Genomic DNA, 21,000 nt, shown 5'->3' with positions numbered 1-21,000 from the left:
CGTCGCCGGGGACGGAAGCCCCGGACGTCCTAGGCTGCTCCCGTGCCCGACGAGAAGACGCCTGCCGAGAAGAAGACCACCGACGAGACCCCGAAGGCGGGGGCCGCCGAGACCAAGCCGGCCGACCCGACCGACGACCTGGTCACCACCCGGCACCACCTGCGGGTCGGGCGCACGACCCTGGAGTACGCCGCGACGACCGGCCGGGTCGTGCTCCGCGACGAGGTCTACGAGGACGGCAAGTTCACCGGGTTCAAGGCCAAGGCCGAGATGTCGATGACGTCGTACGTCGTCGAGGGCGGCGCCCCGGACCGGCCGGTGACCTTCGCGTTCAACGGCGGGCCGGGCAGCTCCAGCGTGTGGCTGCACCTCGGTCTGCTCGGGCCGCGACGGGTGGTGATGGGGGACGTCGGGGCGCTGACCCCGCCGCCGTACGAGCTCGCCGACAACGCCGAGTCCCTGCTCGCCGTCAGCGACCTGGTGTTCATCGACCCGGTGTCGACCGGCTACTCGCGGGCCGTCGAGGGCACCAAGCCCGAGCCGTTCCACGGCTACCAGGGCGACATCGACTCGGTCGCCGAGCTGATCCGCGTGTGGACCTCGCGCAACAAGCGCTGGATGTCGCCCAAGTTCGTGGCCGGCGAGTCCTACGGCACCACGCGCGGCGCCGCCCTCGCCGAGCACCTGCAGTCCCGCTACGGGATGTACCTCAACGGGCTGATCCTGATCTCCAGCGTGCTCGACTTCGCGTCGCTGGACTTCGAGAACCAGCGCAACGACCGGGCGCACGCGCTGTACCTCCCGACGTACGCCGCGGTCGCGCACTACCACGGCAGGCACGGCCGCCGGTCCCTGCAGTCGGTGCTCGCCGACGCCGAGGAGTACGCCGCGCGCGACTACCCCTGGGTGCTCTCGCGCGGCGACCGGCTGACCGCGAAGGAGCGCGCCGCCGCGGTGCGGCGACTGGCCGGGCTGACCGGGCTGAGCGAGGACTACGTGGACCGCGCCGACCTGCGGATCGAGCACTGGCGGTTCTTCGGCGAGCTGCTGCGCGACGAGCGCCGCACCGTCGGCCGCCTCGACGCCCGCTTCACCGGCCCGATGGCCTCCGCGATCGCCGAGGAGATGGACGCCGACCCGTCGCACGACGCGATCGCCGGACCGTACGCCGCCGCGTTCAACCACTACGTGCGCGACGAGCTCGGCTACGAGAGCGACCTGCCCTACGAGCAGATCTCCCGACGCGTGAACCCCTGGTCGTTCAAGGACTTCGAGGGCCGCCCGGTCGACGTCACCCCGAAGCTGGAGCGGGCGATGCGGGCCAACCCGCACCTGCAGGTGCACGTCGCCTACGGCTACTACGACGGCGCCACGCCGCACTTCGCGGCCGAGGACGTCATCGCGCACCTGCACCTGCCCGACGAGCTGCGCGCCAACATCGAGCACAAGTACTACGAGGCCGGGCACATGATGTACGTCCACGAGCCGTCCCGGCTCCAGCAGAGCAAGGACCTCGCGGGCTTCGTCACCCGCGCCGGCGGCCGCTGAGGTGCGGCCCGGCCGTTCGAGCCTGTCCTCGGCTGGTCGAGCCCGTCGAGACCACTCGGGCCATCCGTCGGCTAGTGCCGGGTGACCGACACGAGGTCGAACGTCTCGTCGCCGCCGGCCACGTCGCGCTCGCGCACGATGCCGAGGCCCGGGGCGTAGATCTTGGCCGACAGCACGTTCGGCTCGAGGCGCGACCACTCGAAGCTGCGCAGGCCCTCCTCGACGACCCCGAACGGCACCGTGACCCGGAGGTGCCGCTGGACGATCCAGGCCTGGTCCTCCGCGGTGCCGCGGTCGAACTCCTGCCGGTAGGCGTTCGTGGGGTGGGGCGACGCCGGCATGACGATGCCGCGCCGTCCGCCGTGGACACCGGACTGCCACGACCCCTCCCGGTCCTGGAGGTGGCCGTGCCGGTCGTAGGTGGCGGTGGCCTCTCCGAAGTACCAGACGTTGCCGAGGTCGTCGATCGCGTACCAGTCGTCCGTGCGCTCCGCGAGGCTGCCGTCGAGCCGGCGCAGCACGTCGAGCACGACCGTGGTGCGGACACCCTGGATCGTCCTGTGCCGGCGGGTCACCGTGACCGTCTCGCGGAGCTGCTCCCCGTCGGCGGACCCCCGGTAGCGGGACACGGTGCCCGGCACCAGGGGGAAGTAGACGTTGCGGCCGGGGTGGTCGAACTCCGGCGATCCCGACCCGGGACCCGCACCCGAGCCCGGTGCGCCGGCCTGCGCCCCGGCGACCGCGGACCCCGGCACCAGCCCGGCGACCAGCGCGGCCACCGCTCCCGCGACCACTCTCCTCGCCTGCATCCCAGCTCCTTCCCTCACGCCGACCCGGGCCTCCCGTCACCTCGACCCGGGTCGGGCTCCGGGTGGGTCAGAGACCGACGGTGAGGTTCTCCTGGGACTCCGGGTCGAACAGGTGCATCTTGCGGGCGTCGACGAAGATCTCCGCCTCCTCACCCTCCCCGATCCGGCTCGCGGCGTCGAGGGAGACGACCAGCTGCGGCCGCAGTGCCTCCATGTCGAGCTCGCGCTCCAGGTCGGTGAGCTGGCCCTGGATCTCCGCGGGCAGGTCGATGGGGATGTAGGCGTAGGCCTCGTTGCCCAGCCACTCGGTGACGTCGACCTTGGCGCGGAACGTCGAGCCGTGCTCGAGCCGGTGCGGCTCGACCACCGCCGCGTCGTCGAAGTGCTCGGGCCGGATGCCGGCGATCAGCAGGCCCTTGCCCTGGGCGAGCCGGGCCTTCTCCGGCGGGATCGACACCTTCCCGAACGGGAGGCTGACGGTCTCCCCCTCGACGGTCGCCGGCAGGAAGTTCATCGGCGGGGAGCCGATGAACCCGGCGACGAACAGGTTGTTGGGGTGCTCGTAGAGCTCGCGCGGGGTCGCGAGCTGCTGCAGGATGCCGCGCTTGAGCACGGCGACCCGGTCGCCGAGGGTCATCGCCTCGGTCTGGTCGTGCGTGACGTAGACCGTGGTGATGCCGAGCCGGCGCTGCAGCCGGGAGATCTCGGTGCGCATCTGGCCGCGCAGCTTGGCGTCGAGGTTCGACAGCGGCTCGTCGAACAGGAACGCCTCGGCCTGGCGGACGATCGCCCGCCCCATCGCGACCCGCTGCCGCTGACCGCCGGAGAGGTTCGCCGGCCGGCGCTCGAGGTGCTCGTCGAGCTCGAGGAGCTCGCTGGCCTGGCGGACCTTCTCGTCGATCTCCTTCTCGCTGAACTGCTTGGACAGCCGCAGCGGGAAGGCGATGTTCTCGTAGACCGTCAGGTGCGGGTAGAGCGCGTAGTTCTGGAACACCATCGCGAGGTTGCGCTCGCGCGGCGCCTTGTCGTTGACCCGGTCGCCGCCGACCACCATGTCGCCGGAGGTGATGTCCTCCAGGCCGACGATCATCCTCAGCAGCGTGGACTTCCCGCAGCCCGAGGGCCCCACCAGGATCATGAACTCGCCGTCCTTGACGTCGATGCTCACGTCGTTGACGGCCGGGAAGCCGTCGCCGTACTTCTTGACGATGTGCTTCATCTCGATGGCGGCCACGCGGGTCTCACCCCTTCACTGCGCCGGCGGTGAGCCCGGCGACGATACGGCGCTGGAACAGCAGGACGATCAGGACCACCGGGATGGTCACCACGACCGAGGCGGTCGCGAGCTGGGAGTACGGCGGGTTGAACGGGTCCGGCCCGACGAAGTACGACAGCTGGGCCGGCACCGTGCGGGCCGCCGTCGTCGAGGTCAGCGAGATCGCGAGCACGAACTCGTTCCAGGCGAAGAAGAAGGTCAGGATCGCGGCCGTGAACACGCCGGGCGCCGCGAGCGGCACGATCACCTTCCGGAAGGCCTGCCAGTTGGTGGCGCCGTCGACCTGCGCGGCCTGCTCCATCTCCCACGGGATCTCCCGGAAGAACGCCGACAGCGTCCAGATCGCCAGAGGCAGCGTGAACGACATGTACGGGATGATCAGCCCCGGCCAGGTGTTGAACAGCCCGACCGCGCGCCACATGTCGAACAGCGGGCCGACCAGCGACACCACCGGGAACATCGCGATCGCCAGCGCCAGCGAGAGCACGAGCCGCTTGCCGCGGAACTCCAGCCGGGCGATGGCGTACGCGGCGAACGTCGCGAAGAGGACCGCCAGCGCCGTGGAGATCAGCGCGATGCCGAAGGAGTTCAGCAGCGCACGGGTGAAGTCGGGGTTGGCGATGATGTCGGAGTAGTTCTGGGTCGTCCAGGTCTTCGGGAGGAACTGCGGGCTGCCCACGGTGGTCTCGGAGACCGGCTTGAACGACAGCGACAGGATCCAGACCACGGGCAGCAGGCACCAGACCAGGATCAGCACGAAGCCGGTCCAGATCCCGACGGCGGTCCGTCCTCTCATCACGCCTCACCCCTCGCCTGCGCCAGGTCGACGCGGAACAGCCGGACGATCAGGAACGCCAGCAGCAGCACCGCGAGGAACAGCAGCACCGACAGCGCCGAGCCCATGCCGAGCTGGAACTGCTCGATCACCTGCCGGTAGGTCAGGAACGAGCTGGACTCGGTGCCCTGCGCACCCTTGGTCATCACGAAGATGTTGTCGAAGATCCGGAACGCGTCGAGCGCGCGGAACAGCACCGCCACCATGATCGCCGCGCGCATGTTCGGCAGGATCACCTTGTACAGCCGCTGCCACCACGTCGCGCCGTCCACCTGCGCGGCCTCGAGCATGTCGTCGGACACCTGGGACAGCCCGGCGAGCAGCAGCAGCGCCATGAACGGGGTGGTCTTCCAGATCTCGGAGACGATGATCGCGAACATCGCCGGCCAGTGGGAGCCGAACCAGTTGGTGTCCGCGCTGATCCACGGCAGCCACTGGAACCAGCCGTTGACGAACCCGTTGTTGAGGCTGAACGCGAACTGCCAGGCGAAGGCCGAGACCACGGTGATGATCCCGTAGGGGATGAGGATCGAGGTACGCATCAGGCCGCGGGCGACGATGATCCGGTGCATCACCATGGCGAACGCGAAGCCGATCACCAGCTCCACCGCCACGCTCACGACCATGATCACCACGGTGTTGAACAGGTCCTGCCAGAAGAGCGAGTCGGTGAGCGCGGTGGCGTAGTTGCCCAGCCCGACGAACTGCTTCTCGCCCGGGGTGGTCAGCCGGTAGCGGAAGAGCGAGAGGTAGAGCGCCTGCAGCATGGGGTAGGCGGTCACCAGCAGCATCATCACCACCGCCGGGGCGACCAGCTTGAGACCCAGCCGGTTCTCCGCGGTGGCCCGGTCGCTGGCGTGCGGCTCGGCCGCGCTCGTCGTCGGGGTGGACACGGTGGTCGTCACAGCAGCGCCTTTCCCTGCAGGACCTGCTCGATGAAGCTCGCCGACTTCTGGGGCGTCGAGGCGTTCACGCTGGTCGGCGAGTGCCACGTGCTCTGCAACGCGCTGGAGATGTCGCTCCAGTACGGCGTCACCGACCGGGGCGCGGCCAGCACCAGGCTCTTCTGGAACAGCGCCAGGAGGTTCGCCGGGTAGATCTTCCTCAGCGGCGCGTACTGGTAGCCCGCGGCGCTGGACGGCATGTTGCCGGTGATCTTGGCGTTCACGCCCTGGCTGGTCGGCGACGTCAGGCAGGAGAGCGCCTGGGTGGCCAGCGCGGCGTGGGCGGAGAACTTGCTGACCCCGATCCCGATCCCGCCGTACGGCGGCCGGGCCGGCCGACCCGGCAGGGTCCGCGGATACGTCGTGTAGCCGATGTCCTTGGCGACCTGCGGGGCGTCGGAGTCGTAGTTGTGGAAGATGTAGGTCCAGTTGACCATGAAGGCCCCGGTGGGACCGCCGAACGTCGTGCCGGCCGTGCCTTCGGTGGACACCGACAGGTCGGCCGGAGCGGCCTTGGAGTGCGCCAGGTCCTCGATCACGCCGGCGGCGGCGTGCCCGGCGGGCGAGTTGACGGAGATCGTCGCGTCGACCCCTTTGGCGGCGTTCTTCACGAGCGTCCCGCCGGCGCCCGAGACGAGGGCGTTGATCCACACGACGTACCCCTCGTACTTGTTCGCCTGGACCGCGACCGTGCCGCCGTTCTGCGAGGCGGTCTTGATGATCTGCGTCCAGGTCACCGGCCGGTTCATGTCGATGCCGGCCTTCTTGACGAAGGACTTGCGGTACCACAGCACCTGGGTGTTGGACCAGAACGGCGCCACGACCAGTCGGCCCTTCCAGGTCGCCGCCGCGACCGCGCTGCGGAAGGACCGCTTGGCGAACGTCGAGGCGAGGTCGGCCGGGATGGGGGCCAGGTAGCCGGCGTTGGCGAACTCCGCGGTGTAGGGCGGGTCGATGCTCATCAGGTCGATGCTCGAGTCACCGGCCGCGAGGCGGCGGGCCAGCTGGATGCGCTGCTGGCCGGCGTCCGTGGGGAGCACCTGGGTGGTGATCGTGTACTGGCTCGTGCTGCACCGCTTGGCGACCGCGTCCTGGCCACCGGTGTCCGGGTTGATGTACCACGTGAGCACCGGCTTGGCCGAGGCCGACGAGCAGGCGGCCAGCAGGCCGGCCACGAGGACGAGCACGGCGGTCAGGGCCACGCTCCGCCGCCGGGCTCCGACGCCGGCCCCTCGGACCTCGGAAGACCTCATGCGCCCCTCCTCGCACCATGCCGTGGATCTCATAGTGCGCCTGTTTCTGCCGACCGCAAGGGCCGATGGCCGCTACGTCCGCTTGCTCCGGAGTGTTCTTCGGGAGCGGCCGGAGGAGGATCGCGGACGAGTCGGAGCAGACCGGGGCGGAGGGTGCGTTCGCGCGACGCCGGGGTCAGCCGGCGTCGACGGCCGCGGCCACCAGACCGCTGAACAGGCCGGCGTCGGCGCGCGTCTCGGGGTGCCACTGGACGGCCACCTCGAACCGGTCGCCGGCGGCCTCCATCGCCTCGAGCGTGCCGTCGGCGGCGTACGCGGAGGCGGTGTAGCCGGGGTGCTCGGCGACCGCCTGGTGGTGGTGGCAGGACACCAGGCCCTCCTCGCCGACCAGCCCCCGGAGCCGGGTGCCCGCGCTGACCGACACCTCGACGTCGCCGAAGACGTCCCCGCCCGGCGAGTGCGTCTCGTGCCCCACGTCGTCGGGGAGGTGCTGGACGAGCCGGCCCCCGCGGTGCACCGCCATCACCTGCATCCCGCGGCAGATCCCCAGCACCGGCAGGCTCCTGGCGTCGGCGGCGTCGAGGAGCGCCAGCTCCCAGGCGTCCCGGTCGGTCCGCCAGCTGACCGTCCGCGGGTGCGGCTCTGCGGCGTACCGGCCCGGGTCGACGTCCGCGCCGCCGGTGATCACCAGGGCGTCGAGCCGGGCCACGACGGCGCGCGCGGTCGACGGGTCCTGCGGTGGCAGCAGCACGGGTACGCCGCCCGCGCGGGTCACCGCGTCGACGTACGTCGTGGGCAGCAGGTCGGCCGGCTGGTCCCACACCCCCCCACCGGGCCTGCTCCCGGTAGGTGGACAGGCCGACGAGCGGCTCGACGTGCGTCACAGCGGGGTGACGTAGGCGCCGGAGATCCCGCCGTCGACGAGGAACGTGTTGGCGGTGATGAAGCTGGACTCGTCGGAGGCCAGGAACAGCACGGCGTTGGCGATCTCCTCCGGCTCGGCGAACCGGCCCATCGGGACGTGCACCAGCCGCCGCTGCGCCCGGTCCTCGTCCTTCGCGAACAGCTCCTGCAGCAGCGGGGTGTTGACCGGCCCGGGGCACAGCGCGTTGACCCGCACGCCGTCGCGCGCGAACTGCACGCCGAGCTCGCGCGACATCGAGAGCACCCCGCCCTTGGAGGCCGAGTAGGAGATCTGCGAGGTGGCCGCACCCATCACCGCGACGAACGAGGCGGTGTTGATGATCGAGCCGCGCTTCTGCTCGAGCATGTAGGGCAGCGCCGCCTTGCAGCAGAGGTACACGCTGGTCAGGTTGACCTCCTGCACCTTGCGCCAGGCGTCGAGGTCGGTGTCCAGGATCGAGTCGTCCTCGGGCGGCGAGATGCCCGCGTTGTTGAACGCGATGTCGACCGAGCCGTAGGTGTCCTTGGCGGCCTTGAACAGCGCGTCGACCTGCTCCTTGTCGGTGACGTCGCAGTGCACGAACAGCCCCGCGATGCCGGCCACGACCTCCTTGCCCCGGGCGTCGTCCAGGTCGCCGATGACCACCTGCGCGCCCTCCTCGGCGAACCGCTTGACCGTCGCCAGGCCGATGCCGGAGCACCCGCCGGTGACGACGGCCACCCTGCCGTCCAGACGTCCTGCCATGTCGTGCGTCCTTTCCTGGGCGACCCGTCACTTGTGCCACGACACGCCGGGGAAAGGGGTGCGTGGGTGACGGGTCAGCGTGAGTGGGAGATGAAGATGTTCTTCTCTTCGGTGAAGGCGTTCGGGGCGTCCGGGCCGAGCTCGCGGCCGAGGCCGGACTGCTTGTAGCCGCCGAACGGGGTCCAGTAGCGCACCGCGGAGTTCGAGTTCACCGACAGGTTGCCGGCCTGGATGCCGCGCGCGACGCGCAGCGCCTTGCCGACGTCGTTGGTGAAGACCGAGCCGGACAGGCCGTACTCGGTGTCGTTGGCCCGGGCCACGGCGTCGGCCTCGTCGTCGAAGGGCATCACCGCGACGACCGGGCCGAACACCTCCTCGCGCCAGATCCGCTCGTCCGGGGAGCCGGCGAGCACGACGGTCGGCGGCACCCAGAACCCGGGCCCCTCGGGCGTGCTGCCGGCGAAGGCGACGTCGACCTCGTCGACGTACCCCTGCACGACGGAGCGCTGGTGGGCGGAGATCAGCGGGCCCATCTCGCTCGACCGGTCCGTCGGGTCGAGCACCGCCATCCCGCGCACGGCGGGCTCGAGCAGCCCGAGGAACTCGTCGTAGGCCGAGCGCTCGACGAGGATCCGCGAGCGTGCGCAGCAGTCCTGGCCGGCGTTGTCGAACACGGCGTACGGCGCCGCCGCGGCCGCCGCGGCCAGGTCGGCGTCGGCGAAGATCACGTTGGCGCTCTTGCCGCCGAGCTCGAGGGTGCAGCGCTTCACCTGCTCCGCGCAGCCGGCCATGATCCGCTTGCCGACCTCGGTGGAGCCGGTGAACGCCACCTTGCGGACCAGCGGGTGCGTCACGAACCGCTCGCCGACGACCGACCCCTTGCCCGGGATGACCGTGAGCACACCCTCGGGGAGACCGGCCTCCAGCGCCAGCTCGGCGATCCGGATGGCGGTCAGCGGGGTGAGCTCGGCCGGCTTGAGGACCACGGTGTTCCCGGCGGCGAGCGCCGGCGCCATCCCCCAGGCCAGGATCGGCATCGGGAAGTTCCAGGGCACGATGATGCCGACGACGCCGAGCGGCTCGTGGAAGGTGAGGTCGACGCCACCGGGCACCGGGATCTGCCGGCCGAACATCCGCTCCGGCGACGCGGAGTAGTAGTTCAGGCAGTCGCGGACGTTGCCGGCCTCCCAGGTGGCGTTGCCCCAGGTGTGGCCGGCGTTGCGGACCTCGATCTCGGCGAGCTCCTCGACGTGCTCGTCGACGACGGCGGCGAACCGGCGCAGCAGCCGGGCCCGCTCGCCGGGGGCGACGTCGCGCCAGGCCGGGAACGCGGCGTGCGCGCGCTCGATCAGCACGTCTGCTTCCTCGGCCGTCGCGAGCTGCACGTCGACCACCGGCTGCTCGGTCGCCGGGTTGACCACCGTGTAGGTGCTCATGCTGCGGGTCACATCCTCTCGAAGCCGCGGCGCAGCTCCCAGTCGGTCACGGCCGAGTCGAAGGAGGCGAGCTCCACGTCGGCCATGTTCGTGTAGTGGTCCACCACCTCGTCACCGAAGACGGACCGCGCCACCTCCGAGGTGGTGAACGCGTCCCTCGCGGCGCGCAGGGTGCGGGGCACCTTGGGCTTGTCGGAGGTGTAGGCGTTGCCGACCTGCTCGTCCTCGAGCTCCAGCTCGTGCTCGATGCCGTGCAGGCCGCCCGCCAGCATGGCAGCCAGTGCCAAGTAGGGGTTCACGTCCCCACCCGGGAGCCGGTTCTCCATCCGGGCCGACGGCCCGTGCCCGACCAGCCGCACCGCGCAGGTCCGGTTGTCCAGGCCCCAGGCGACCGCGGTGGGGGCGAAGGAGCCGTCCGCGAACCGCTTGTAGGAGTTGACGTTCGGCGCGTAGAACAGCGTGAACTCCTGCATGGTCGCGAGCACGCCTGCGACGAAGTGGTCGTAGAGCGGGGTACGCCGCCCGTCCTTCCAGAACACGACGTCCCCGTCGGCGCCGCGCAGCGACAGGTGGATGTGGCAGGAGTTGCCCTCCCGCTGGTCGAACTTCGCCATGAACGTCAGTGCCTTGCCGTGCAGCGCCGCGATCTCCTTGGCCGAGGTCTTGTAGACCGAGTGGTTGTCCGCGGTCACCAGCGCCTCGTCGTAGAGGAAGCCGATCTCGTGCTGGCCGAGGTTGCACTCGCCCTTCGCGCCCTCGACGACCATCCCGGCGGCGTGCATCGAGTTGCGGATGTCGCGCAGCAGCGGCTCCACGCGCGTCGTACCGAGGATGGAGTAGTCGACGTTGTACTGGTTGCTCGGGGTCAGCCCGCGGTAGCCGGCGTTCCAGGCGCTCTCGTAGGTGTCGTCGAACACGATGAACTCCAGCTCGGTGCCGGCCAGCGCGACGTACCCGAGCTCGGCGGCCCGGGCGAGCTGCTTCTTGAGGATCGTGCGCGGCGCCGGCTCGACGGCCACGTGGTCGGCCAGCACCAGGTCGCACTGCACCAGGACGGTCTTGGGCAGGTGCGGCAGCCAGCGGATCGTGTCGTAGTCGAGGACGAACTCCATGTCCCCGTAGCCCTTCTCCCACGACGTCATCGCGTAGCCGTCGACGGTGTTCATGTCCACGTCGACGCCCAGCAGGTAGTTGCAGCCCTCCGCGCCCTGGTCGACCACCACGTCCACGAAGTACGACGCGTGCAGCCGCTTGCCCTGCAGGCGCCCCTGCATGTCGGTGAAGGCGATGACGACGGTGTCGACCTCGTCGTTGCGGATCAGGTCCTTGAGGTGCTCGAGGCTCAGCAGCCGGGGGTTCCGTTTGGGCAGGCTCATGGGTTCTCCAGGTTGGTCGGGATGGTGCTCACGTGAGGAGTCCGCGGAGCAGCGCGGCGGTGTCGTCGCAGTGGCTCTCCATGACCCGGCGGGCCTGGGTGGCCTCGCCCTTGAGGATCGCGGTGAGGATCGTCCGGTGCTGCCGGGCGGAGTGCTCGATGTTGACGTCGAGCACCGGGATGGCGCTGAGCATGTCGTGCAGGTCGGACTGGACCGCCGCCACGGCGCGGACCGTCAGCGGGGACTCGGTGACCGCGGCGACCGCGAGGTGGAAGCGGGAGTCGGCCTGCCGGTGCTCGGCCGGGTCGGTGGCCCCGGCGACGTCGTCGTGGGCGGCCACCAGCAGGTCCCGCTGGCTCTCCCCGAGCTCCCGGCAGGCGGCGATGTGGCAGGCGCCGGGCTCCACGACCCGGCGGAAGACCAGCATGTCCCGCAGCGCGTCGCTGCGCGGCCCGAGGGCCCGGGCGCCGCGGGCGGACGGCTTCCTCGGCCGGTAGCTCACCACGGTCCCGCCGCCGCGCCCACGGGTGGTCTGGACGAACTCGGCCGCCCGCAGCGCGGCGATCGCCTCGCGGAGCGTGGCCCGGGAGACGCCCATCCGCTCGGCGAGCTCGCGCTCGGGTGGGAGCGAGGTCCCGCGGGGGTAGACCCCGAGCCGGATGGCGGTGCCCAGCTGCTCGACACATCCCTCGAAGGCGTGATGCCCCCGCACGGCACGCAGGACGGTCTCGCTCAGCTCGATGCTGGGGTTGGCCGACACTCCGCAAGTCTCGTGACAGGGACGTAACGGAGTCAATGGTTTGACTTCAAACCTTTTACGCCGAAGGTCTGGACGGACTTTCTCGGGCGGCGCTACGTTGAGCGAACTTCGCCCCTCGTCCTGGGAGCCCCAATGGCCGAACCGACCGAACTGTCCTCCGACGAGCAGCTGCTCGCCAAGCTGGGCTACAAGCAGGAGCTCAGCCGCTCCTGGTCCGGCTTCTCGAACTTCGCGATCTCGTTCTCGATCATCTCGATCCTCGCCGGATGCTTCACGACCTTCTACCAGGGCTGGAACAACGGCGGCCCGGTCGCCATCTCCTGGGGCTGGCCGCTGATCTCGGCGTTCATCCTGATCATCGGCTTCACGATGTCCGAGCTGGTGTCGGCGTACCCGACGTCCGGCGGCATCTACTGGTGGGCGTCCAAGATGGGCGGCCCCGCGGCGGGCTTCTTCACCGGGTGGCTGAACCTGATCGGGCTGCTCGCGGTGACCGCCTCGGTCGCCTACGGCGCGGCGACCTTCCTCGACCTGACCATCAGCACGATCAGCAGCGACTGGGCCGACGGCTACTCCCTCACCCGGGTGTTCATCCTGTTCGTGGTGATCCTGGTGCTGGCCGCGGTGATGAACATCTTCCGCAGCCACCTGCTCGCGGTCGTCAACAACATCTCGGTGTGGTGGCACGTCGCGGGTGCCGCGATCGTGATCCTGGTGCTGATCATCGTGCCGGACACCCACCAGAGCGTGAACTTCGTGTTCACCGAGCGGATCAACAACTCCGGCTTCAGCAACAGCAGCTACTGGTTCCTCGTGCTGCCGCTGGGCTTCCTGCTCACGCAGTACACGATCACCGGCTTCGACGCCTCGGCGCACCTGTCGGAGGAGACGCACGACGCGGCGGACGGCGCGGCCAAGGGCATCTGGCGGTCGATCTTCTACTCGGCCATCGGCGGCTACGTGCTGCTGCTGGCGTTCGTCTTCGCCGTCCAGGACCCCGCCAAGGTGACCGAGGGCGGCGGCGGCATCGACGTCATCTTCAGCCAGGCGCTGCCGGAGGGCTGGCACTTCCTGGTGCTGCTGATCTCCACCGCCGGCCAGCTGTTCTGCACCACCGCGTGCCTGACCAGCGCGTCCCGGATGACCTTCGCGTTCAGCCGCGACGGCGCGATCCCCGGCTCCACCTGGCTGGCCAAGGTCAACCCCAAGACGCGGATCCCGGCCAACGCGGTCATCTTCGTCACCACGATCGGCATCATCATCACGCTGCCGGCGCTCAAGAGCATCGGTGGCATCCCGGTCGCGTTCCTCGCGATCGTGTCGGTCGCGGTGATCGGGCTGTACCTCGCCTTCCTGATCCCGATCTTCCTGCGCTGGCGGATGGGCGACGCCTTCGAGCCGGGGTCGTGGACCCTCGGGTCGAAGTACAAGTGGATGAACCTGGTCGCGGTCATCGAGATCGCGGTCATCTCCGTCTACTTCATCCTGCCCTTCACCCCGTCGGGCGTGCCCTTCAACAAGGACTTCAGCTGGGCGAGCTTCAACTACGCCCCGATCCTGACCTTCGGCGTGCTGATCGTGCTCGCGATCTGGTGGAACGTCTCGGCGAAGAAGTGGTTCACCGGGCCCAAGCACACGATCGACGAGACCGTCATCAAGGCGTTCGACGACTGACGTGGCCGACGACCTCGCGCAGGACGTCGAGCTGGAGGCCCTGCTGGACCGGATCCCGGTCCTGCGGGGCCTCCCGCGCTCCGTCGTGGAGCTGCCCGGCGGCCTGACGAACCAGAACCTCCGGGTGACCACGCCCACCGACGACCTGGTCGTCCGCCGGTTCCGCGGGGACGCGGCGCTGCTCGGGATCGACCGGGACGCCGAGCACCTGAACACCCGGGCCGCCGCGCAGGCCGGGGTCGGCGCCCCGGTCGTCGACTACCGGCCGGACCTCGGCGTGCTGGTGATCGGCTACATCGACGGGACGACGTACGACAACGGCTCGTTCGCCTCCCCGGACGCCCTCGCGCGGGCCGGGCGGGCGGTCCGGCGGCTGCACGACGGCCCGCGGTTCACCGGCGACTTCGACATGTTCGCCCGGCAGGCGGGCTACCTGCGGACCGTGCAGGAGCGGGGCTTCCGCCTCGTCGAGGGGTACGCCGACCACGGCCCGGCCTTCCGCCGGGTGCAGGCCGCGCTCGCCGTGCGGGCCGCGCCGACCGTGCCCTGCAACAACGACCTGCTCGCCGGCAACTTCGTCGACGACGGCACCCGGGTGTGGCTGATCGACTACGAGTACTCCGGCAACAACGACGCCTGCTTCGAGCTGGGCAACACCGCCACCGAGTGCGACCTCGACGACGACCAGGTCGAGGCCCTCCTCGCGGCGTACGACGGACGGGCGACCCGGAGCCGGCTGGCGCGCGTGCGGCTCCAGGCGCTGGTGTCGGCCTACGGCTGGTCGCTGTGGGGGGCGATCCAGGCGTGCGCCAGCACCCTGGACTTCGACTTCGACAGCTGGGGCCGCGAGCGGTTCGAGAAGGCCGCACGGGGGTTCACCTCCCGCGGCTTCGACGCCCTGCTGGAGGAGGTTGCGCGTGCCGACTGACCTGCCGTCCCGGGCCCGGGTCGTGATCGTCGGTGGCGGGGTGATCGGCACCAGCACGGCCTACCACCTGACCCGGCTCGGCTGGACCGACGTGCTGCTGCTCGAGCAGGGGTCGCTGTCCGGCGGCACCACCTGGCACGCCGCCGGCCTGGTCGGGCAGCTGCGGGCCTCGGAGAGCGGCACCCGGCTGGTGCAGTACAGCGGCGAGCTGTACGCCCGGCTCGAGGCCGAGACCGGGCTGTCCGCCGGCTACAAGCAGTGCGGCGGGGTGATCGTGGCCCGCACCGAGGACCGGATGACCCAGCTGCGCCGGACCGCGGCGACCGCGGACGCGTTCGGGCTCGAGTGCTCGATGATGACGCCCGACGAGGCGCTGTCCCGCTGGCCGGCGATGCGCGTCGACGACCTGCTCGGCGCGATCTGGCTGCCCGGGGACGGCAAGGCCAACCCCACCGACCTGACCATGGCGCTGGCCAAGGGCGCCCGGCAGCACGGGGCCACGGTCGCGGAGCGGACGCGGGTGCTCGACGTGCTCGTCCGCGACGGCGCGGTGACCGGGGTCCGGACCGACCGCGGCGACGTCGAGGCCGAGGTGGTGGTGAACTGCGCCGGCCAGTGGGCCGCCCAGGTCGGCGCGATGGCCGGCGTCGCGGTGCCGCTGCACTCGGCCGAGCACTTCTACGTCGTCACCGACCAGGTCGAGGGCGTCCACCCGGACCTGCCGATCCTGCGGGACCCGGACGGCTGGACCTACTTCAAGGAGGAGGTCGGCGGCCTGGTCGTCGGCGGCTTCGAGCCCGAGGCCAAGCCGTGGGTCGCGCCGGACCAGGTGCCCTACCCGTTCGAGTTCGCGCTGCTCGACGAGGACTGGGACCACTTCGGGATCCTGATGGACAGCGCCCTGCACCGGATCCCGGCGCTCGCCGAGACCGGGATCCGCAAGTTCTACAACGGGCCGGAGTCCTTCACCCCCGACAACCAGTTCCTGATGGGCGAGGCCCCGAACGTGCGCGGCTTCTTCGTGGGCGCCGGCTTCAACTCGGTCGGCATCGCCTCGGCGGGCGGCGCCGGCCGCGCCCTGGCCGAGTGGGTCGTCGAGGGCGAGCCGACCAGCGACCTGGTGTCGGTGGACCTCCGCCGGTTCGGGGCGTACGCCGCGAACACCGGGTGGCTGCGCGACCGGGTCGTGGAGATCCTCGGCCTGCACTACGCCGTGCCGTGGCCGAACCGGGAGCTGGAGAGCGCCCGCCCGCTGCGCTGCTCGCCGCTGCACGACCGGCTCGCCGCCCGCAACGCCGCGTTCGGGTCCCGGGCCGGGTGGGAGCGCCCGAACGTCTTCGCGCCGGCCGGGACGTCGCCGCGGACGCCGTACACCTGGGGGAAGCCGGCCTGGCTGCCCTGGTCGGCCGCGGAGCAGCGCGCCACCCGCACCGGGGTCGCGGTGTTCGACCAGACCTCGTTCTCGAAGTACCTCGTGGTGGGCCGCGACGCCGAGGCCAGCCTGCAGTGGATCTGCTCCAACGACGTCGCGGTGCCGGTCGGCACGGTCGTGTACACCGCGCTGCTGAACCGGCGCGGCACCTACGAGTCCGACCTCACCGTCACCCGGGTCTCGGCCGAGGAGTACCTCCTGGTGAGCAGCTCGGCCACCACCGAGCGCGACCTCGACCACCTGCGGCGGCACGTGCCGGCCGGGCACGACACCCGGGTCGTCGACGTGACCTCCGCGCACGCCGTGCTCGGCGTGATGGGGCCGCGCTCGCGGGAGCTGCTCGCGGTGGTGTCCGGGGAGCCGCTCGACGACTTCGGCTTCGCGACGTCGCGGATGCTGCGGGTCGGCCGCGCCACCGTGCGGGCCACCCGGATCACCTACGTCGGCGAGCTGGGCTGGGAGCTGTACGCCCCGACCGAGACCGCCACCGGCGTGTACGACGCGCTGATGGCCGCCGGCGCGGACCTCGGCGTCGTCGACGCGGGCTACTCCGCGATCGAGTCGCTGCGGCTGGAGAAGGGCTACCGCGCGTTCGGGCGCGAGCTCACCCCGGACCACGCGCCGGTCGAGGCGGGGCTGCTGTTCGCCTGCAAGCTGCGCACCGACGTGGACTTCCTGGGCCGGGCCGCGGTCGAGACGGCGCGCGCCGCCGGACCCCGCCGGCGGCTGGTCTCGGTCGTCGTCGAGGACCCCGAGCCGATGCTGTGGGGCGGCGAGCTGGTGCTCCGCGACGGGGTCCCGGTCGGCCAGCTCACCAGTGCGGCCTGGGGCGAGACCGTCGGCGCCTGCGTCGGGCTCGGGTACGTCGCAGACCCGGCCGGCACGACGTCGCGCGACTGGGTCGGCTCGGGCTCCTGGTCGGTGGACGCCGGCGGCGCGGTGCACCCGGTCCGGGTCGGGCTGCGGGCGCCGTACGACCCCGGGAACGACCGGATCCGCGGCTGACCGGGGGTCAGGTGGTGAACCCCGCGTGGACGTGGTCGTGGTGGGTGGCGTCGCTGAACCACTGCGGTGCCGCCCCCAGCAGGACCGGGCCGCCGACGTTGTAGGAGCCCGCGTCGGCCAGCGCGTGCAGGTAGCCGGCGACGAGCCGCCGGTCCGCGCTGACGACCGGCTGGCCGTCCACCCGCCAGGTGTCGAAGGCCCGGCCGCGGGGATGGTCGCTGAGCCGGGTGGTGCCGAACACGTGGAGGGGATGGCCGGACCGGACGACGCTCACCTCGATCCGGTGAGCCCTCGAGACCGCCAGCATCGCTCCCAGGACGCTCGGGTGCACCTGCCCGGACAGCACGTCGGCCCGGGCGGCCGGAGGCAGCCCGATGCGGCTGCTGGTGAGCACCGCCCGTTCCCGGCCGGTCAGCGGGCGGCGTGCCGGCCCGGGTCGTGAGGGGTGCACCGCCGTGACCTGCCATCCGGAGGCGCGACGGGCCACCCGGACGTCGTACGTCGCCCCGCCCGGGGTCACCTTCCCGTCCCGGAGCCGCCAGGACCGGCAGACCACGAGCACGCTGGCCGTGTCGGGCAGCAGGCCGCCGTACTGCGCGTCGACCACCTGGACGGCGCGCGTCGGCCCGGTCCCGCGCCGCTCGACCTCGTGGACCGCCGCGCGCTTGGCCGCCGGCACCAGCTCCGCAGGGCCCGGCTGCCAGCGAGTGACGGGGGGCAGCCCCGGCGCGGGGGCCGGTGTGGGGGCGGGCGTGCGCGCCGGCGCGACCGAGGAGCGGGGCGCCGACGCGCGAGGGACGGGGCCGGCGCCACCGCTGCAGGCCGTCAGCACGGCGCCTCCTGCGACGAGCAGGAAGCCGCGGCGGTCGACGGACAGGGCCACGGTGCCCAGTGTGCGTCGCGGCGCAGGTGGTTTCGAGCGGCCGGTCAGGACGCGGTGACGCCGTGCGTGGCCAGGAACCCGAACGCCGAGTCGGCGACCTCCGGCCAGCCGTGGTCGATCACCAGCGAGTGGCCCCGTCCGGAGATCTCCGTGATCGCGGTCGCGTGCGGGTTGCGGGCCTGCTTCTTGTACGACGCGTTGGCGATCGCCCACGGCACGGTGTGGTCCCGCTCGCCGGAGACGATCAGCAGCGGCCCGCGCTCGGGGTGCATCGTGTCCACGCTCGCCTCGGTCCCGGGGTGCAGGTTGGCCGTCGCGGCCTGGAACAGCGGGCGGCCCGGGCCCGGCACCGCGTAGCGCTGGTAGAGCTCGCGGGACTCGCCCTCCGACACGGCGTTCCCGAAGGCGTAGCGGAACTGCTTCTCGCTGAGCATCACCGCACGCCCGCGGTTGGCGGGGTTGGCGAGCACCGCGGAGGACGCCCGGAGCGCGGAGACCGGGAGCGGCAGCACGCCCCGGAACGGGGCCGGGTCGATCGCGACCGACGCCCGCGCCAGGCCGCGCCCCGCGAGCTTCTGGGTGATCAGCCCGCCGAACGAGTGACCGATCACCACCGGCGCGCGGTGCAGGCTGCCGATCACCGCGGCGTAGTGGTCGGTGACCCCCGCGACGCCCTTGCCGGCGAGCACGTCCGGGTGCGCCCGGGCCTCGGCGACGGTCTCCGGGTCGTCGGGCCAGCCGGGCGCCAGCGTCACGAACCCCTGGCTCTCCGCGGCGTCCCGCCAGGGCCGCCAGCTGCTGCGCAGCAGCCACAGGCCGTGCACGAAGACGATCGGCGTCGCGTCCGACGCGTTGGCGTGGTCGATCTCGACCTGCTCGCCGGCTGTGATGGTCATCGGATTCCCTCCGGATGAACGCCCCCGGCCCAGGCTAGGGCCGGGCCTCCGCTCCCCGCACCCACCCGGATCGAGGAGTGGACAGGGTCCGGCCGCGGTTAGGGTGACGAGGTGCCCGACCTGCGACCGCTGCGCGACACCGACGTGGCCGACGTCCTCACCCTCAACGACCGCAACGTCGTGGAAGCTCGCGCCGATGGACGAGGCCCGGCTGCACGAGGTGCGCGAGAGCGCCGACCGGTTCGACGTGCTCGACGTGGACGGCGCGTTCGCCGGCTTCGTTATCACGTTCGCCCCGGGCGCGGCGTACGACTCGGTCAACTACCGCTGGTTCGCCGCGCGGCACGAGCGGTTCTACTACCTGGACCGGATCGTGCTGCACGAGGGCTTCCGGCGGCGCGGCCTCGGCGGCCAGGTGTACGACGAGATCGAGCGGATCGCGGCGCCGTACACCCGGCTCGCCCTGGAGGTGAACCTCGTGCCGCGCAACGACGCGTCCCTGGCGTTCCACGCCGCCCGGGGCTACCGCGAGGTCGGCCGGCTCGGGGACGACGAGCACCTGGTGGCGATGCTGGAGAAGCCGCTGTGACCCCGGACGAGGTCGCCCGCCGAAGCGCGGAGGCGATGTGGGCCGGCGACGCCACCAGCCAGGGCCTGGGCATGGAGCTCGTCGAGGTCGCCCCCGGCCGCGCGAGGCTGCGGATGACGGTGCGCGCGGACATGGTCAACGGGCACGCGATCGGGCACGGCGGCCTCACCTTCACCCTCGCCGACTCGGCGTTCGCGTTCGCCTGCAACTCCTACAACCGGAGCACCGTCGCGGCCGGCGCGGAGATCAGCTTCCTGGCGCCCACCCGGCTCGGGGACGTGCTGGTCGCGGACGCGGTGGAGCGCAGCCGCGAGGGACGCGACGGGGTCTACGACGTCACGGTCCGGTCCGCCGACGCCGTCGTCGCGCAGTTCGTGGGCCGCAGCAAGGAGATCCGCGGGACGCTGTTCTCCCCGGAGCCGACGGAGGAGGACTGAGATGATCCCCGACCTCGACGTCGAGGCGCTGCAGGCGCAGCAGCTGGTCGACCTGCGCACGACCCTCGATCGGGTCTACGAGCACGTCCCGCACTACCGGCGCGCGTTCGACGCCGTGGGCGTGGCCCCCGCCGACCTGCGGTCGCTGGCCGACCTGGCCCGGTTCCCGTTCACCACCAAGGAGGACCTGCGGCAGAACTACCCGTTCGGCATGTTCGCCGTCCCGCGGGCCGAGGTCAGCCGGGTGCACGCCTCCTCCGGTACGACGGGCAAGCCGACCGTCGTGGGCTACACCAGCGACGACCTCGACGTGTGGGCCGAGGTGATGGCGCGCTCCATCTACGCCGCGGGCGGCCGGCCCGGGGACCTGGTGCACGTCGCCTACGGCTACGGGCTGTTCACCGGCGGTCTCGGCGCGCACTACGGGGCCGAGCGGCTGGGCTGCACGGTGGTCCCGGTCTCCGGCGGCATGACCCCGCGCCAGGTGCAGCTGATCGTGGACTTCGAGCCACGGGTGATCATGGTGACCCCGTCGTACTTCCTCGCGATCCTCGACGAGATGGAGGCGCAGGGCGTCGACCCGCGCAGCACCAGCCTGGAGATCGGGATCTTCGGCGCCGAGCCGTGGACCGACGAGATGCGCCGCGAGGTCGAGCGGCGCGGCGGCATCAAGGCCGTCGACATCTACGGGCTGTCCGAGGTGATGGGCCCGGGCGTCTCGCAGGAGGCGGTGGACACCCAGGACGGGCTGCACGTCTGGGAGGACCACTTCTACCCCGAGGTGATCGACCCGGTGACCGGCGAGGTGCTGCCCGACGGCGAGGAGGGCGAGCTGGTCTTCACGTCCCTGACCAAGCAGGCGATGCCGGTGGTCCGCTACCGAACCCGGGACCTGACCCGGCTGCTGCCGGGCACGGCCTACCCGGCGTTCCGGCGGATGCAGAAGGTCACCGGCCGCACCGACGACATGATGATCGTGCGGGGCGTGAACGTCTTCCCGACGATGGTCGAGGAGCAGATCCTCAAGGTCGAGGGGCTGACCCCGCACTACCTGTGCGTGCTCACCCGGCCGGGCACGCTCGACGAGCTGACGGTCCAGGTCGAGGCGCACGAGCAGGTCGCCGAGGCCGACCGCGAGGCGCTCGGCCGGCGGCTGGCCGGGCACGTCAAGGACAACGTCGGCACGACGGTCCGGGTCGAGGTGCTCGCGCCGCACGCGCTGGAGCGCTCGCTGGGCAAGGCGCGACGGATCTCCGACCGGCGCTGACCCG

19 protein-coding genes are annotated in these 21,000 nt (G+C 71.5%); 7 read left to right on the top strand and 12 right to left on the bottom strand.

What is annotated here, in order from left to right; translation table 11 throughout:
- The first annotated feature begins 42 nt into the window (after nt 1-42).
- Nucleotides 43-1,548, top strand: a complete 1,506-nt coding sequence (locus KRR39_RS21420; protein ID WP_216939410.1) for a S10 family peptidase — start codon at nt 43-45, stop codon at nt 1,546-1,548.
- A 71-nt stretch (nt 1,549-1,619) separates the two neighbouring features.
- Here KRR39_RS21420 and KRR39_RS21415 read toward each other — a convergent pair whose 3' ends face one another.
- The 10 genes from KRR39_RS21415 to KRR39_RS21370 form a co-directional block, all read right to left on the bottom strand.
- Nucleotides 1,620-2,357, bottom strand: a complete 738-nt coding sequence (locus KRR39_RS21415) for a hypothetical protein (protein WP_216939409.1) — start codon at nt 2,355-2,357, stop codon at nt 1,620-1,622.
- Between the two features lie 67 nt (nt 2,358-2,424).
- Nucleotides 2,425-3,591 (bottom strand): ABC transporter ATP-binding protein, encoded by a 1,167-nt coding sequence (locus KRR39_RS21410; RefSeq protein ID WP_216939408.1) that lies wholly within the window; start codon nt 3,589-3,591, stop codon nt 2,425-2,427.
- A 7-nt stretch (nt 3,592-3,598) separates the two neighbouring features.
- Nucleotides 3,599-4,429, bottom strand: coding sequence for a carbohydrate ABC transporter permease (locus KRR39_RS21405; protein WP_216939407.1), 831 nt, complete (start codon nt 4,427-4,429; stop codon nt 3,599-3,601).
- Nucleotides 4,429-5,373, bottom strand: coding sequence for a carbohydrate ABC transporter permease (locus KRR39_RS21400; protein ID WP_254185328.1), 945 nt, complete (start codon nt 5,371-5,373; stop codon nt 4,429-4,431). Before KRR39_RS21400 ends, KRR39_RS21405 begins: the two co-directional genes overlap by 1 nt.
- Nucleotides 5,370-6,665: an extracellular solute-binding protein gene (locus tag KRR39_RS21395; RefSeq protein ID WP_216939406.1), complete on the bottom strand. Its 1,296-nt coding sequence runs from the start codon at nt 6,663-6,665 to the stop codon at nt 5,370-5,372. The genes KRR39_RS21400 and KRR39_RS21395 overlap by 4 nt, the downstream gene beginning before the upstream one ends.
- A gap of 175 nt (nt 6,666-6,840) precedes the next feature.
- Nucleotides 6,841-7,488 (bottom strand): gamma-glutamyl-gamma-aminobutyrate hydrolase family protein, encoded by a 648-nt coding sequence (locus tag KRR39_RS21390; protein ID WP_254185327.1) that lies wholly within the window; start codon nt 7,486-7,488, stop codon nt 6,841-6,843.
- Between the two features lie 57 nt (nt 7,489-7,545).
- Nucleotides 7,546-8,313, bottom strand: coding sequence for a 3-oxoacyl-ACP reductase (locus tag KRR39_RS21385; RefSeq protein WP_216939405.1), 768 nt, complete (start codon nt 8,311-8,313; stop codon nt 7,546-7,548).
- 74 nt (nt 8,314-8,387) lie between these two features.
- Nucleotides 8,388-9,749: an aldehyde dehydrogenase family protein gene (locus tag KRR39_RS21380; protein WP_216939404.1), complete on the bottom strand. Its 1,362-nt coding sequence runs from the start codon at nt 9,747-9,749 to the stop codon at nt 8,388-8,390.
- 8 nt (nt 9,750-9,757) lie between these two features.
- Nucleotides 9,758-11,125, bottom strand: a complete 1,368-nt coding sequence (locus KRR39_RS21375; protein ID WP_216939403.1) for a glutamine synthetase family protein — start codon at nt 11,123-11,125, stop codon at nt 9,758-9,760.
- Between the two features lie 28 nt (nt 11,126-11,153).
- Nucleotides 11,154-11,885, bottom strand: coding sequence for a FadR/GntR family transcriptional regulator (locus KRR39_RS21370; RefSeq protein WP_216939402.1), 732 nt, complete (start codon nt 11,883-11,885; stop codon nt 11,154-11,156).
- 132 nt (nt 11,886-12,017) lie between these two features.
- Between KRR39_RS21370 and KRR39_RS21365 the strand changes: the two genes are divergently transcribed.
- Genes KRR39_RS21365 through KRR39_RS21355 form a run of 3 tightly spaced genes read left to right on the top strand, consistent with a single transcriptional unit; the run spans nt 12,018 to nt 16,924 of the window.
- Complete coding sequence (locus tag KRR39_RS21365; protein ID WP_216939401.1) at nt 12,018-13,559, top strand: amino acid permease; 1,542 nt, start codon at nt 12,018-12,020, stop codon at nt 13,557-13,559.
- Between the two features lies 1 nt (nt 13,560).
- A complete protein-coding gene (locus KRR39_RS21360; protein WP_254185326.1) occupies nt 13,561-14,487 on the top strand; it encodes a choline kinase family protein in 927 nt (308 codons plus the stop codon).
- Nucleotides 14,477-16,924, top strand: coding sequence for a GcvT family protein (locus KRR39_RS21355; RefSeq protein WP_254185325.1), 2,448 nt, complete (start codon nt 14,477-14,479; stop codon nt 16,922-16,924). Before KRR39_RS21360 ends, KRR39_RS21355 begins: the two co-directional genes overlap by 11 nt.
- Nucleotides 16,925-16,931: 7 nt before the next feature.
- Here the strand turns inward: KRR39_RS21355 and KRR39_RS21350 are convergent, their stop codons facing one another.
- Entirely contained in the window at nt 16,932-17,807 is an 876-nt protein-coding gene (locus KRR39_RS21350) for a hypothetical protein (protein WP_254185324.1), read from the bottom strand.
- Nucleotides 17,808-17,851: 44 nt separating this feature from the next.
- Nucleotides 17,852-18,703 (bottom strand): alpha/beta fold hydrolase, encoded by an 852-nt coding sequence (locus KRR39_RS21345; protein WP_216939399.1) that lies wholly within the window; start codon nt 18,701-18,703, stop codon nt 17,852-17,854.
- On the opposite strand from KRR39_RS21345, the gene KRR39_RS21340 reads away from it, so the two are divergent.
- From KRR39_RS21340 to paaK, 3 genes are read left to right on the top strand one after another with little or no spacing between them, the layout of a single operon-like run.
- The gene (locus tag KRR39_RS21340; protein WP_367303692.1) at nt 18,696-19,292 is read left to right on the top strand and encodes a GNAT family N-acetyltransferase; all 597 of its coding nucleotides are present in this window, start codon (nt 18,696-18,698) and stop codon (nt 19,290-19,292) included. The genes KRR39_RS21345 and KRR39_RS21340 overlap by 8 nt on opposite strands.
- Entirely contained in the window at nt 19,289-19,729 is a 441-nt protein-coding gene (paaI, locus tag KRR39_RS21335; protein WP_254185323.1) for a hydroxyphenylacetyl-CoA thioesterase PaaI, read from the top strand. The genes KRR39_RS21340 and paaI overlap by 4 nt, the downstream gene beginning before the upstream one ends.
- Before the next feature lies 1 nt (nt 19,730).
- Nucleotides 19,731-20,996: a phenylacetate--CoA ligase PaaK gene (gene paaK / locus KRR39_RS21330; protein ID WP_216939397.1), complete on the top strand. Its 1,266-nt coding sequence runs from the start codon at nt 19,731-19,733 to the stop codon at nt 20,994-20,996.
- Nucleotides 20,997-21,000: the final 4 nt, after the last annotated feature.

The organism is Nocardioides panacis, assembly GCF_019039255.1.
Lineage (GTDB): Bacteria > Actinomycetota > Actinomycetes > Propionibacteriales > Nocardioidaceae > Nocardioides_B > Nocardioides_B panacis.
The sequence above is the reverse complement of the archived record's forward strand: the minus strand, read 5'-3'. Positions and strand labels throughout refer to the sequence as shown.